Below are 13,182 nucleotides of genomic sequence, written 5' to 3' on the forward strand. Positions count from 1 at the left end.
AAAGGAGGCAGACCTCATTCGGCCTGCCCCCTGCTCGATCCTTTATTATTTCGCCGCAGCAAAACGCTTGTTCACTTCATCCCAGTTGATAACGCTCCAGAACGCGTTGATGTATTCAGGGCGTCTGTTTTGATATTTCAAGTAGTATGCATGCTCCCAAACATCCAAGCCCAACAATGGAGTCTTGCCTTCCATTAGAGGGGAATCCTGGTTTGGAGTGCTTGTTACTTCAAGTTCACCATTGTTAACAGCAAGCCATGCCCAACCTGATCCAAAGCGAGTAGTAGCGGCTTTTGCAAATTCTTCTTTAAATCCTTCAAAGCTTCCGAATTTCTTGTTGATTGCTTCACCAATTTCTCCTGTTGGCTCACCACCGCCATTTGGAGAAAGAATTGTCCAGAATAGAGTGTGGTTCGCATGGCCGCCACCGTTGTTTCGCACAGCAGTGCGGACAGCTTCTGGAACGCTGTCAAGGTTAGAAATAACTTCCTCGACTGATTTAGCGGAAAGCTCTTCGTTTCCTTGAAGCGCATTGTTCAGATTAGTCACATATGTGTTGTGATGTTTCGTATGGTGAATATTCATTGTTTCTTTGTCGATGTGAGGTTCCAATGCATCATAAGCGTAAGGTAATTGTGGAAGTTCAAAAGCCATTTTAAAATCCTCCTATGTAGTGTATTATTTCCTTTTGAACAAATTGCTTGTCAATTTATTCTGACATTAGAATTGTTCTAAAGGATATTTCTTATGATTAGATTACCAAAGAACGGCATTCGATTTCAAACAATACGATTCAAGCACAGCAATTTATCTGTCGGAAAGTTGTCATTTTTAAAGCCAACTCAATGGTGTCAATGATTTATATCGCACCCTCTCACTACGCATTCCCACTATTTACCATAACACTATTGACATAGTACATACAATTCTTTTAAATCAAAGTTGTAAAGCTCTATATAAGGAGAAGATCCCTGTGGAAAAAAGCATATCATTATACAGTTTAATGTTGCAGCACTTCATTGATAAAGAGTCCGTTCAGAAAATTAAAGGAGATACAATCCTCTTTCAGGAAGGGGATCCCGTTAGCTCTGTCTATATTGTGCTAAGCGGTGCTATTTCCATCGGGCGTGTTCATATGAAAGGCAAAGAATTCATCATGAAAATACTGAATGGAGAAGAAATGATGCTTGAATACGAGTTATTCAAGCATTCACCGCGATACTACTACTCCGCAAAGGCTATGTCTGACTGCGAAGTAATCATGGTTCGGAGAGAGCACTTTGAGGAATTTGTCCAAAGCGACAAAATGGCCATGAATGCATTGATGAGCTGGCTTTCTACACGCTATCTTAAGGCGCAGATGAAGTGCCAGGATTTAATAATGAATGGCAAGAAAGGCGGCCTTTACTCCATTCTGATCAGACTTTGCAACAGCTATGGTGTGATGACAAGCGAAGGAATTTTAATCGACTTGCCGTTGACCCATCAAGAATTGGCCAATCTTACGTTTGGAACAAGAGAAGTCGTTCAGCGGATGTTAAAGGAACTCCGGGAACTTGATGTTATTTCGTATGACCAAATGAAATTCACTGTGAAGAATATTGGGTACTTAAAAAAGGAAGTAGACTGCCAAAATTGTCCTTATGAAATTTGCGGACTTAATTAAAGAAGAAAGGCTGTTCCACAGGCGTGCCAGCTCCCTTTGGACAGCCTTTTCCTTTTTTATAATACAAGAATCAAGAAATATAATAACATCGCACCTTGGATAACTCCTTTAGTGAGTATACTTGTGATAAACCCAACTACAGATCCGATTCCGATTTTAGCTGCCTTCGCTATTCCTCTTCTATGTATAATAATTTCTGCAACAAACGCTCCAAGAAAAGGACCCGCGATAATACCAGCTACTGGGATGACAAAAGGACCAACGAGCAGTCCAATCGTGCTTCCCCAAATACCTGCCTTTGAACCGCCGAATTTCTTCACACCTAGCATATTTGCGGCATAGTCTGCTCCGAACAACAAAAGAACAAACAAGCCCTGTACAGTCCAAAACATCCAGTCGAACGGCTCAAAAGTAAAAAATACACCGTACAGCAGAAATCCTCCAAATAGAGCCAGCACGCCCGGTATTACCGGGATAAACAGCGCAGCAAATGCTGCAGTGAAAAGCAAAATAATGATTCCCCAATAAAGATACTCCATCCTTCTCTCCCTTTGCATAAATGACTTCGAGACTCTAATCAGAACCCCTTCACCAATTTATTCTAGCAGGGTCCCTGATGTTCTGCCATGTCAAAAGCCGATTAAAAACTTGTGTATCGCTTCCCAGAAGGATAAAATAAAGCCTGAATATAGTAAAGGACGTGAACCGGTTGAACATTTTCAAACAGTATTTCAGGAGTTTATACTCCCCTAAGGATATAGCGTTGTTCCGTTTTCAAGGAATAGGGAAATCAATTCTTTACGTCTTCTTCCTTACGCTGTTGTTTTCGCTTCCCAATATGATCTATTACAGCAAGGAAGTTGCAACAGTTGTTTCGAACACGAAACAAACCTTTAGAGGAGATGTTCCGTCATTTGTAATAGAAAATGGTACCCTAAGTTCAGAAAACAAAAAGCCCTATATCAAACAGAATGGCTCAACAGGCCTCATCATTGATGCTAGTGGTACAGTAGAGGTTTCTGAAGTACAGGAATTAGGAGCTACGATTGCTTTTCTAGAAAACGAGGTTGTCTTGCGCGCAGGGGGCAACGAGGAAGTCGTTCCGTATTCCATGCTTGTCACCCCTATCAGCAGTGATGATATTCAACATTTCATTAAATTTGCTAATGAATCGCTAGGAGTTTTTATTTTTATCCTGGTGATTACACTTTATCTCACATTCCTTGGAACTAAATTTCTTGAAGTCACATTCCTGGCCTTCTTTGGTCTATTCCTCAAAAACATTCTGGGGCGTAAATTACAATACAGGCACCTTTGGAGAATGGCTGCATGCAGCATTACCATGTCAACAACATTCTTTGCCCTAATGTCTTTATTAAAAACACCGGTGCCGTATACTACCTTAATTAACTGGTTCGTTTCTTCGACGATTCTTCTGCTTGCAATGAAAGAAATTCCGCTTCCTAAACGGGCTCAATGACCAAAAATAAGCGCACAGAAGCCTCTTTCAATCATGATATAGAAAAAGACTGCTGCCAAAATTTTTAAAAATCTGTTTGGCTAACAGTCTTTTTTCTCGTCTTCCGGCATACAATGGACAAACCTTGTACCATTATAGGAGGAAAAACATGAAGAGGATTGCTGCATTCGTGATACTTGCAATTGCTGCCTATTCCATTTATTTCGATTTAACGAAAGGGACCATCCCCGTTGCAGTAGATGTTGCTACTGCGAAGGAAAAAGAAGTTTCCTCCGAAGAAGAAGAATACTTCCTATATAAAGTGAAGCCAGGGGACACCGTCTTATCCGTCCTCGAGTTAAAAATGGAAGGATCGCTTCCAGTTCCTGTTAGTCGCGCTGTCAATGATTTTGAAAAACTAAATGGAAAAGCACCTGAAGAAATCAAATTATCGGAAACATATAAATTTCCTCTTTATGATGGACAAGCTGATTGAGTAGCTGAAAGAGGAACATTTCTTGTCAAGGTTCAGGATACACTGATAAAATAGTGTCAGGACATATAGTCCACTTTACGTTCAAAAAGGAGCGAATCACCATTGAGTGAAATCATACATCGTACTAAGACGAGACCTGTAAAGGTCGGTAACCTTACAATAGGCGGTAACAATGAAGTAATCATCCAGAGCATGACAACGACGAAAACGCATGATGTGGAAGCAACGGTAGCGGAAATAATGCGTTTGGAAGAAGCCGGATGCCAAATAGTTCGGGTGGCATGCCCTGATGAAAGAGCGGCAAACGCCATTGCGGAAATCAAAAGGCAAATTAAAATACCACTCGTTGTTGATATCCATTTTGATTATCGGCTCGCCTTAAAAGCAATTGAAGGCGGGGCGGACAAAATAAGGATAAACCCAGGGAATATCGGGAAACGAGAAAAGGTGGAAGCGGTAGTTAATGCAGCTAAAGAGCGAGGCATCCCAATCCGAATAGGTGTAAACGCCGGCTCTTTGGAACGTCGAATACTTGAGAAGTATGGATATCCTACAGCAGACGGAATGGTAGAAAGCGCCTTGCATCATATCAAAATTCTGGAAGACCTGGATTTTCACAATATCATTGTTTCGATGAAAGCATCCGATGTCAATTTAGCAATAGAGGCCTATGAGAAAGCCGCAAAAGCATTTGATTACCCACTTCATTTAGGAATCACAGAATCAGGAACGCTTTTTGCTGGAACGGTAAAGAGTGCTGCTGGCCTTGGAGCCATCCTCAGCAAAGGAATTGGCAATACATTGCGCGTCAGTCTTAGCGCAGACCCTGTTGAAGAGGTTAAAGTTGCACGTGAATTGCTGAAAAGCTTCGGGCTTGCAGCAAATGCGGCAACTCTCATTTCCTGTCCAACCTGCGGAAGAATTGAAATCGACCTTATCAGCATCGCCAATGAAGTCGAAGAGTACATCAGCAAGATTAAAGCTCCCATCAAAGTTGCTGTTCTTGGCTGTGCAGTCAATGGACCAGGAGAAGCTCGAGAAGCTGATATTGGGATTGCAGGAGCTCGCGGGGAAGGGCTATTGTTCCGTAAAGGCGAAATCGTTCGAAAAGTTCCTGAAGATCAGCTTGTTGCAGAGTTGAAAAAAGAAATAGACATTCTTGCTGCCGAAAAAATTGCTGCAATGGAATCTAATTAATTATTTCGTTCAAAAAAGTGCCTGCCGGACCGCTCCGACAGGCACTTTTTTCTCATAAAGAAAGCCCGGAAAGACCGGGCTTTTCATGCTCCTTCACACTATCGATAAAACGGGAGAATAAACAATCCAATGATAATCGAAACAGCACCAATACCAATTGCCCAGCCCCCCATTGACCTTGATCCCCTTCTCATTGCAACGTAACCAAGGACAATGCCTGCCGCACCTAGGAAAATTGGCAATACAAACAGTGAAAGGATAGACAGAGCAAGAGCGGAAAATCCCAAAATGGTACCGCTGTTTTCCATATCAGCAGTATTGGTTTCTTTTCTCTTGCCAGTGTTTTCGCGTCTTCTCAATCCTGTTACTGGTGCAGCGATTTCAGCCGCAGTTTCTTCCCGATAGCTCTCTTGCCTATCACGTATTCCATTGGTATTTGTTGTTGATAGCTGATCAAATTCTGCCGTGTCTGGAATACCGGGTTCTTTCGACCTCTTGCTTATATTGGAGCTACCAGCAATTGTAGTCCCTTCAGAACGAAATTCATCTGATGTCGTATTGCCCATACCATAACCTGTATCAGATGGCTGATAAGCTTTACCCGAATCCTCATTAGGTTTTTGATTGAGTGAAATGTTATCCTGCTCTGGTTCATGAATAAACTGGTTTCGGTTTTGGTCTGCCACTATTATCCCTCGCTTTCAATGGTGGAGCAGTTCTTATTGTCCGCAGCTGGTCAATGTTTTACTATGTCAATGTTTAACTGTCTAGGAAATTGCGGAAATGAATATGGATATCGCCCGTTTTTTGTTATAATGAGATATATTTTCTTCAAGGAGACTACCCAGCAATGAAAAAAAGAAGACTTGGCATTGATATTGATGGAACAGTAACTTGTCCCTCCTCGATCATTCCGTTCCTCAATAAGGACTTTGAACTGAACATAACGTTACAAGACATTAAGGAATATGATTTGCTGCCGCTTGTCAGCGTCAGCCGCGAAGAGTTCAACAAATGGTTTATGGACAATGAACCGGAAATTTACAAAACCTCCCCTCTTGCCATTGGAGCAAAATACATTTTACAGAAATGGCAAGAAGAGCATGAACTTTATTTTATCAGCGCCCGCGGGCATCACTTGTTAGACGTCACCAAAGCATGGTTTTCCACTCACGACCTTCTCTTTAGCCATATAGAGCTCATAGGGAGCCACGATAAAGTGGAAACGGTAAAAAACTTCAGTGTGGAATTATTTTTCGAAGATAAACATGATAATGCGGTTGCTATTCATGAACAATGCGGCATTCCAGTGATTCTTTTCAATACACCTTATAACCAAGACCCCATTCCAGAGGGAGTTGTCCGAGTAAATGATTGGTTTGAGGCGAAAGCATGGGTGGATGATTGGGTGCGAAAGACTTCATAGCACAGCAAGAGGCCCTGCCGAATGGCAGCGCCTCTTTTTCAATAAAAAAATTTAGTGAATGCATTCAGGACATCTCCCGTATATTTCAAACTTGTGCCCGGAGATATCGTATCCTCCAAGATTGTCTTGGAGTGCTTGCATGGGACACATTTGTATCTCTTTTGTTTTTCCGCAATCAAGGCAGATAAAATGATGATGGTGATAATCATGGGCACATGTAAAGCGAAAATGTTTTTCACCTGATAACTCGGTCATTTCGAGTATCCCCAATTGGACAAACAAAGAAAGGTTCCGGTAGATCGTATCGAAACTTAAACCCGGGTATGCTTCTTTCATTTCTTCCAGTACATCCTTAGCAGTTAAGTACTTATTGCTGTCAGAAAAAAGCTCCAGCATTTCTTCTCTCTTTCCCGTATGCTTATAGCCTTGTTTTTTCAGCAGCATCATCGCTTCCTGTACATTCACTTCCTGTTTCACCCCTGTCAGGCAACACTTGCAGTGCGAGTTTTTTTCCAGAAGACGGTCGCAACGAGAATGAGCACAGCTATCATGACAATCGTTCCACCTGGTGCCAAATCAAGGCTGTACGATAAGAGCAGTCCCCCGAGCACCGAAGTCTCCCCAAAGACGATGGAATACAAGATAGCCTGACGGAACCCTTTTGCAATCCGAATACTTGCAGCAACAGGAAGAGTCATGAGCGACGAGACAAGAAGGACACCGACAATCCGCATGGATGCTGCAATAACTAATGCAACCATGATGATAAAAATAAAATGGATAAATTTAGCCGGAATTCCCGTTGCTTTCGCATACTCCTCGTCAAAAGAAAGCAAAAATAGTTCCTTGTAAAATAAAACGATTACAGTAATGACTGCAAGGCTGATAAGCGTAACCGTCCATAGATCTCCCCTGCTTACAGCGCTGACACTGCCAAATAAATAACTAAATAAATCGGTATTGAATCCGTCCGCTAACGAGATGAAAATGACACCAAGCCCTATTCCTCCTGACAGGATAATGGGAATAGCAAGCTCCTGATAATGCTTGTACACCGAACGCAGCTTTTCGATGAACAAAGAGCCGCCGACCGAGAAAGCCATTCCCATATACAGAGGATTCAAACCGGAAAAGAACGCTGTTTTCTTAGCGAGCAGCAAGCTAGCTGCTATCCCTGCCAGCGTAACATGGCTGAGTGCATCGGCAATTAAAGAAAGCCTGCGTACAACGACAAAAACGCCAAGAAGCGGAGCGACAATCCCAATAATCATGCCTGCCAGAAAAGCATTTTGAAGGAATTCATATTCGAAAATTCCGCTGATCATGCCATGTCCTCCCCTTGCTTTTCTGATTGATGGTCGTGGTGGATCAGCTTTACATCGTGTCCATATATTCCCGATACATCTTCCATTTTCAACTGTTCAAATTCCTTTGTGCTTCCATGGAAAAATAACTCTTTATTCAAGCATGCTACTGAAGTTACTTTTTCAGAAACAGCGCCAATATCATGTGTTACCATCAAAAGCGTCAACCCTTTTTCTCTATTCAATTTGCCTAAAAGCTCATAAAAAGACTGAACGCTTTTAGCATCAACTCCGACCGTTGGTTCATCAAGCACAAGGAGTTCAGGCGTTCCCGCTAGCGCTCTCGCAATAAACACCCTTTGCTGTTGCCCACCGGAAAGTTCTCCGATATTCCGTCCAGCAAACTTTTCCATCCCGACAGAAGAAATCGCGCGATAAACCATCTCTCTGTCTTCTTTTTTCAAAAAACGGAAAAGACCCAGTTTCTTTGCCAAACCGCTTGCCACTACTTCAAAGACAGTTGCGGGAAAACCGGTGTTGAATGAATTGGCTTTCTGCGAGACAAAACCAATTTTCTCCCGTTCTCGAAATGTGTTACTGTCTTTGCCAAACATCCTGATTTCCCCATGTTGCGGGTTGAGCAATCCGAGTATTAACTTCAATAGCGTGGATTTTCCTGACCCATTTGGCCCGACAATCGCCAAAAAACTTCCATTCTCCACTTGCAAATTAACATTTTCCAATACATTTTCTTTATCGTAGCGATAAGATAAGTTATTTATTTCAATCAAAGGTTGATTAGTATCCATTTTTCCCACCCAAAAATAAGAATGATTCCGATTTAACCATCTTCTTAGTATAGCGAAAGTTGCTTTTCTTGTAAACCAATCGCCCTTTTGTAAAAAGTTCTCTTGGTATTGGTTATTTTTAGTCACGCTTTTCCTCTTTGCCTCATACGATTCTATGGGGGAGTGATAAAAATGAAAATTTTTGAAACCATTATTAACCATAAAATAAACACGATTACAGCGGACGAACTGCTGAAGTATGCTTCCCAGTTCGATGTCAAGATCACGAAACTACAAGCAAACAAACTCGCTGAATACCTGAGGGGAAAAGAAGTGAATATCTTTGACGATCAGGAAAGATCTGCACTTGTAAAACAGATTGCCTTAGTTGCTGGACCGAGCACTGCTAAAGAAGTTAATAAACTGTTTCTTCAATTTGCCAAGAAAAATCGATGATATGAAAAGGAGGCCTTCCATACTAGGAAGCGCCTCTTTCATTCGGAAGTTATCATGCCCACTTCCCTTTCCATTTCGACAAACTCCGTCAATGCCTTTTGTTTCGAAATTCTAGTTAGCAGACTGATGGTAACAACAGCCGGATAACTTAAGAATTAAAATAGGTTCTTTTTAGCCTTGGAGGATGATATCCAAAAGATTTTCTTCGAATCTCTTGTTTTTCAACATCTCGATTTCATGCAGATATGGAGCCTTTTTGTTATTTTTGTCCTCTCCTACATAAGGAGTCTCCAAGATTTTAGGGACATCCTTTAACTCTGGATGGTGAACAATATAACTTAGGGCAGCAAAACCAATATGGCCGAACCCGATATTCTCGTGCCTGTCCTTCCTCATGCCTCTAGCATTCTTGCTGTCATTGATATGCAGAACTTTCAACCTATCTAAACCGATGATTTGGTCAAACTCTTCTAATACTCCGTCAAAGTCATTGACGATATCATAACCAGCATCATGGGTATGGCACGTATCAAAACAAACAGACAGTTTGTCATTATACGTGACTCCATCCATAATCATGGCAATCTCTTCAAATGACTTTCCGCATTCCGACCCTTTTCCTGCCATCGTTTCAAGGGCTATTTGGACGTTTTCACTGCCTGTGAGAACTTCATTCAACCCCTCCACAATCTTCTTGATTCCCACTTCAGTACCTGCACCAACATGCGCGCCAGGGTGCAGGACAATCTGCTTGGCACCGAGTGCTTCCGTCCGCTCCATTTCGCTGCGAAGGAAGTTCACTCCAAGCTCGAATGTATTGGGATTTTCACTGTTACCGATATTGATGATATATGGCGCATGGACGATAATTTGTTCAATTCCGTTTTCCGCCATATGACGCCTGCCTGCTTCAATATTCAAATCCTCTATTTTCTTTCTGCGGGTATTCTGCGGAGCCCCAGTATAAATCATAAATGTGTTTGCTTTATAAGAAACAGCTTCTTCACTGGCAGCCAGCAGCATTTTTTTTCCGCTCATAGATACATGGGAACCGATAATCACAAAATATGCACCTCTCCCTTTTTCACAGGCTATTTTTTCTTTTGAAGCCTTTTTGCCCGCTTCTTGATTTTGTCGATATCTGCCTGCATTTTCTTCTTATATCCTGGCTTTACCTTATTCGGTTTTCGAACTAGCGACTGAGCAATCGTTTCCGTACCATCTTCTTGTTTCTTTCTTTTCTTTCGTTTGTTTCTATCACTAATCTCAGTAAATTCGCCCTTCTGGAGATCTACATTCTTGAATGCAATTCCCATCTTTTCAAGTCTGTTCAAAGCATCTTCATCAGAAGAATCATAAATCGTCAGCGCAATACCCGTGTTTCCCGCTCTGGCAGTCCTACCCACTCGGTGGATATAAAAGTCGAGATCAGCAGGTAGTTCATAGTTAATGATATGGCTTACTCCTTCAATATCTATTCCACGTGCAGCCAGATCTGTTGCAACGATATATTGAAACTCTAGATCCTTTACTTGCTTCATGACTCTCTTGCGTTCACGGGGATTGAGATCACCGTGAATCCTTCCAACTTTTACCCCTTGTTCAAGCAAAGCATCTGCCACTTCGTCCGCTTTTTTCTTTGTATTTGTAAAAACAATCGCTAGATAAGGATTGAAAGCTGTAAGCGCTGAGTGAACAAGATTTGTTTTGTTCCGGTGTCGTGCCGGCAAAAGCAAATGCTGTATATTTTCAGCAGCTGCTCGTTTTGGATCAATACGAATATATTTAGGATTTTCCATATACTTCTTCAGGAATGGCTTTAATTTCTCAGGAATCGTCGCAGAGAATACGAGCATTTGAAGTTTTTCAGGCATTCCAGAAGCAAACTGATCCACATCATGAATAAAGCCCATGTCCAGCATCAAATCCGCCTCGTCAACCACTAGGACGGAAGCCTTATGCATCGTTAACGCATTTTCCTTCACAAGGTCATTGATCCTGCCAGGAGTCCCTACAACAATTTGCGGCTGGGTTTTCAGCTTATCAATCGCTCTCTGCTTGTCCGTTCCTCCGATAAAGCAGCGGGCTGTAATCGATCCTTCCCCGGTGAATGCCTCTGCGACCTTCAAAATCTCCTGGTAGATTTGGTTTGCAAGTTCCCTTGTTGGTGCCGTGATCACTGCCTGAACTTCTTTTTTTTCCGGATCGATACGTTCAATAATAGGTAAGATATAGGAATGTGTTTTCCCGGTCCCAGTTTGCGATTGGCCGATGGCACTGTGTCCTTTTAGAATAACAGGAATAATCCGCTCCTGAATCTCAGTTGGTTCAAAGAAACCGAGTTTTTTTATAGCCTCCAAGATGAAGGGCTGAAACCCGTACTTTTCAAATTTTGTTTCCTTCATATTCTATCTCCTTTCATTTCTTTTTTGGAGTTCATACTATGCTTTTTATGTCCATCACATCATTATAATAAACGAACGGAAAAATCTCCAACTAAATTTATCTTAACCGTTAATTTGAAAAAAACAAACTTAAATTTCAGCGAATGTCCTTATATTCCTAAACAAATTGAAGCTTGATGCATATTCTGGAATGAGAGTTTTTTAAAGGAGGAATGCGGGATGCGTTATAGCTCCCCAATAGGGATACCCTCAAGGCTGATGACAACTGCTCCCAGATACGGTTTTCACGGAATGTATCCCCCCTACAGAGGATCATTTCCAGGAGGAGGCTCATTGGCAGGAATGGGGCGGCAGGCAAGGCGAGGCGGCGGCTTATTGGCTAAGATTTTTGGAAAGTCCAATCCAGCGAGGGGCATTCCAGGTCTGTCGTTTGCTCCCCGAGCTGCAGGCCAATCCGGTGGTTTCCTTCAATCCATTGCTGACCCTGCTTCTATTAATGGATTTTTGAACAATACCCAAAATGTTTTAAAAGCTGCCCAGACTTTCGGGCCTATGGTTCAGCAGTATGGTCCCCTTGTACGAAACCTTCCATCCATGTGGAAGCTTTATAGGGGGTTGAAAGACTTGCCTGATGCCGAAAACCAGGAAGACGCTGCAGAAGATGTAAAGGTAGAGGCAAAGGCGAAGACAGAAAAAGCGGAAAAAAAGCTGAGCTCTTCAGTAAATGGCTTGGATCAGGAGAAAAAATCCCCTGCCGCCCAAAAAAGAAAAAGTATAAAACCTAAGGTTAGTAAGCAAAGCGGAATACCACTTCCAAAACTATATGTATAGTCCTCTGAATAAGTATTTTGTATTATGTTTTTAAGTCTTATATAATAAAAGCATGAATACAGAGTTATTATCAGGAGGACGTCCGATGAATGTAATCAAAATTTCGCCACGAGGTTACTGCTATGGCGTTGTGGATGCTATGGTTATTGCACGGAACGCGGCATTGGATAAAAGCCTGCCTAGGCCAATATATATACTAGGGATGATTGTCCACAATAAACACGTTACAGATGCTTTTGCCGAAGATGGAATTATCACGCTTGACGGAAAGAACCGACTTGCAATATTAAGCCAGGTTGAAACCGGCACCGTAATTTTTACTGCACACGGCATTTCCCCAGAAGTAAGAGAATTAGCTGCTAAAAAAGGCCTTGTAACTATCGATGCGACCTGTCCGGATGTAACAAAAACCCACGATTTGATCGGGGAAAAGACAGCCCATGGCTATGAAGTGATATATATCGGCAAAAAGGGACACCCGGAGCCCGAAGGAGCAATCGGCGTTTCGCCAGAACATGTACATCTCGTTGAAACGGAAGCAGAAGCCTCCGCTCTCGAACTCCAATCATCGAAAATCATTGTTACGAACCAAACTACAATGAGTCAATGGGATGTTGCAGATATTATGGAGAAGGTTAAAGAGAAATTTCCTCATGCAGAGGTACACAGGGAAATATGCATGGCGACCCAAGTTCGGCAGGAGGCTGTTGCCAAACAGGCTGGAGAAGCTGATGTTTTGATTGTTGTGGGAGATCCTAAAAGTAATAATTCGAATCGGCTCGCTCAGGTTTCGGAAGAAGTTGCAGGAACAAAAGCGTACCGCATTGCAGATATCACAGAGCTAGACCTTAATTGGCTAAAGGGCGCAAATACTGTTGCTGTAACAGCAGGGGCTTCCACTCCTACTCCAATTACGAAGGAAGTCATTGCTTTTCTCGAGCAGTACAACGAAGAGGATGAAAGCACATGGAGAATGGAAAAGAAAGTTCCTCTCCATAAAATATTACCAAAAGTAAAAAGAACTGATGGCAAACTCTAATTGTATAGCTACAAATAAAAAGCAGGCTTGAATCACCTCTGCCGATTTTATAGTCTATCCAGGGTATAAATGAAAAACCGGACTGATTTCGTATTTTAGAATTAGTCCGGTTTTT

The 13,182-nt window shown here is 42.1% G+C and carries 16 protein-coding genes; 8 read left to right on the forward strand and 8 right to left on the reverse strand.

The window, feature by feature from the left end:
* Positions 1 to 45 precede the first annotated feature (45 nt).
* The gene (locus BQ5796_RS10235) at positions 46 to 654 is read right to left on the reverse strand and encodes a superoxide dismutase (protein WP_071460139.1); all 609 of its coding nucleotides are present in this window, start codon (positions 652 to 654) and stop codon (positions 46 to 48) included.
* 319 nt (positions 655 to 973) lie between these two features.
* Between BQ5796_RS10235 and BQ5796_RS10240 the strand changes: the two genes are divergently transcribed.
* Entirely contained in the window at positions 974 to 1,666 is a 693-nt protein-coding gene (locus BQ5796_RS10240) for a Crp/Fnr family transcriptional regulator (protein ID WP_234969331.1), read from the forward strand.
* 56 nt (positions 1,667 to 1,722) lie between these two features.
* On the opposite strand, the gene BQ5796_RS10245 is transcribed toward BQ5796_RS10240, so the two are convergent.
* Positions 1,723 to 2,205 (reverse strand): DUF456 domain-containing protein, encoded by a 483-nt coding sequence (locus tag BQ5796_RS10245; RefSeq protein WP_071460140.1) that lies wholly within the window; start codon positions 2,203 to 2,205, stop codon positions 1,723 to 1,725.
* Between the two features lie 170 nt (positions 2,206 to 2,375).
* Here BQ5796_RS10245 and BQ5796_RS10250 point away from each other — a divergent pair, with 170 nt between their 5' ends.
* The 3 genes from BQ5796_RS10250 to ispG all read left to right on the forward strand — a co-directional run bounded on the left by BQ5796_RS10250 (position 2,376) and on the right by ispG (position 4,818).
* Positions 2,376 to 3,146 carry a DUF1189 domain-containing protein gene (locus BQ5796_RS10250; protein WP_071460141.1) on the forward strand — a complete coding sequence of 257 codons (771 nt, stop codon included), beginning with the start codon at positions 2,376 to 2,378 and terminating at the stop codon, positions 3,144 to 3,146.
* Positions 3,147 to 3,294: 148 nt separating this feature from the next.
* Complete coding sequence (locus BQ5796_RS10255) at positions 3,295 to 3,621, forward strand: hypothetical protein (protein ID WP_071460142.1); 327 nt, start codon at positions 3,295 to 3,297, stop codon at positions 3,619 to 3,621.
* Between the two features lie 102 nt (positions 3,622 to 3,723).
* Positions 3,724 to 4,818, forward strand: a complete 1,095-nt coding sequence (ispG, locus tag BQ5796_RS10260) for a flavodoxin-dependent (E)-4-hydroxy-3-methylbut-2-enyl-diphosphate synthase (RefSeq protein ID WP_071460143.1) — start codon at positions 3,724 to 3,726, stop codon at positions 4,816 to 4,818.
* 98 nt (positions 4,819 to 4,916) lie between these two features.
* Here ispG and BQ5796_RS18425 read toward each other — a convergent pair whose 3' ends face one another.
* Positions 4,917 to 5,504 carry a DUF308 domain-containing protein gene (locus BQ5796_RS18425; RefSeq protein ID WP_234969332.1) on the reverse strand — a complete coding sequence of 196 codons (588 nt, stop codon included), beginning with the start codon at positions 5,502 to 5,504 and terminating at the stop codon, positions 4,917 to 4,919.
* Between the two features lie 164 nt (positions 5,505 to 5,668).
* Here BQ5796_RS18425 and BQ5796_RS10270 point away from each other — a divergent pair, with 164 nt between their 5' ends.
* Positions 5,669 to 6,244 carry a hypothetical protein gene (locus BQ5796_RS10270; protein WP_071460144.1) on the forward strand — a complete coding sequence of 192 codons (576 nt, stop codon included), beginning with the start codon at positions 5,669 to 5,671 and terminating at the stop codon, positions 6,242 to 6,244.
* A 51-nt stretch (positions 6,245 to 6,295) separates the two neighbouring features.
* On the opposite strand, the gene zur is transcribed toward BQ5796_RS10270, so the two are convergent.
* Genes zur through BQ5796_RS10285 form a run of 3 tightly spaced genes read right to left on the reverse strand, consistent with a single transcriptional unit; the run spans position 6,296 to position 8,357 of the window.
* Entirely contained in the window at positions 6,296 to 6,709 is a 414-nt protein-coding gene (gene zur / locus BQ5796_RS10275; RefSeq protein WP_071460145.1) for a zinc uptake transcriptional repressor Zur, read from the reverse strand.
* A gap of 17 nt (positions 6,710 to 6,726) precedes the next feature.
* Positions 6,727 to 7,569: a metal ABC transporter permease gene (locus tag BQ5796_RS10280; protein ID WP_071460146.1), complete on the reverse strand. Its 843-nt coding sequence runs from the start codon at positions 7,567 to 7,569 to the stop codon at positions 6,727 to 6,729.
* On the reverse strand, positions 7,566 to 8,357 hold the full coding sequence (locus BQ5796_RS10285; RefSeq protein WP_071461262.1) for a metal ABC transporter ATP-binding protein: 792 nt from the start codon (positions 8,355 to 8,357) through the stop codon (positions 7,566 to 7,568). The genes BQ5796_RS10280 and BQ5796_RS10285 overlap by 4 nt, the downstream gene beginning before the upstream one ends.
* A 171-nt stretch (positions 8,358 to 8,528) precedes the next feature.
* Between BQ5796_RS10285 and BQ5796_RS10290 the strand changes: the two genes are divergently transcribed.
* A complete protein-coding gene (locus BQ5796_RS10290; protein ID WP_071460147.1) occupies positions 8,529 to 8,792 on the forward strand; it encodes a DUF2624 domain-containing protein in 264 nt (87 codons plus the stop codon).
* Between the two features lie 171 nt (positions 8,793 to 8,963).
* On the opposite strand, the gene BQ5796_RS10295 is transcribed toward BQ5796_RS10290, so the two are convergent.
* Together BQ5796_RS10295 and BQ5796_RS10300 are read right to left on the reverse strand one after the other, a co-directional pair.
* Complete coding sequence (locus tag BQ5796_RS10295) at positions 8,964 to 9,854, reverse strand: deoxyribonuclease IV (protein WP_282956858.1); 891 nt, start codon at positions 9,852 to 9,854, stop codon at positions 8,964 to 8,966.
* Between the two features lie 29 nt (positions 9,855 to 9,883).
* Complete coding sequence (locus BQ5796_RS10300; protein ID WP_071460148.1) at positions 9,884 to 11,197, reverse strand: DEAD/DEAH box helicase; 1,314 nt, start codon at positions 11,195 to 11,197, stop codon at positions 9,884 to 9,886.
* Between the two features lie 342 nt (positions 11,198 to 11,539).
* Between BQ5796_RS10300 and BQ5796_RS10305 the strand changes: the two genes are divergently transcribed.
* A complete protein-coding gene (locus BQ5796_RS10305; RefSeq protein WP_234969381.1) occupies positions 11,540 to 12,028 on the forward strand; it encodes a YqfQ family protein in 489 nt (162 codons plus the stop codon).
* Between the two features lie 85 nt (positions 12,029 to 12,113).
* Complete coding sequence (locus BQ5796_RS10310) at positions 12,114 to 13,067, forward strand: 4-hydroxy-3-methylbut-2-enyl diphosphate reductase (protein WP_071460149.1); 954 nt, start codon at positions 12,114 to 12,116, stop codon at positions 13,065 to 13,067.
* The last annotated feature ends 115 nt before the right edge of the window (positions 13,068 to 13,182 follow it).

This window comes from Bacillus massilinigeriensis (assembly GCF_900111815.1).
Classification (GTDB): domain Bacteria; phylum Bacillota; class Bacilli; order Bacillales; family Cytobacillaceae; genus Mesobacillus_C; species Mesobacillus_C mediterraneensis.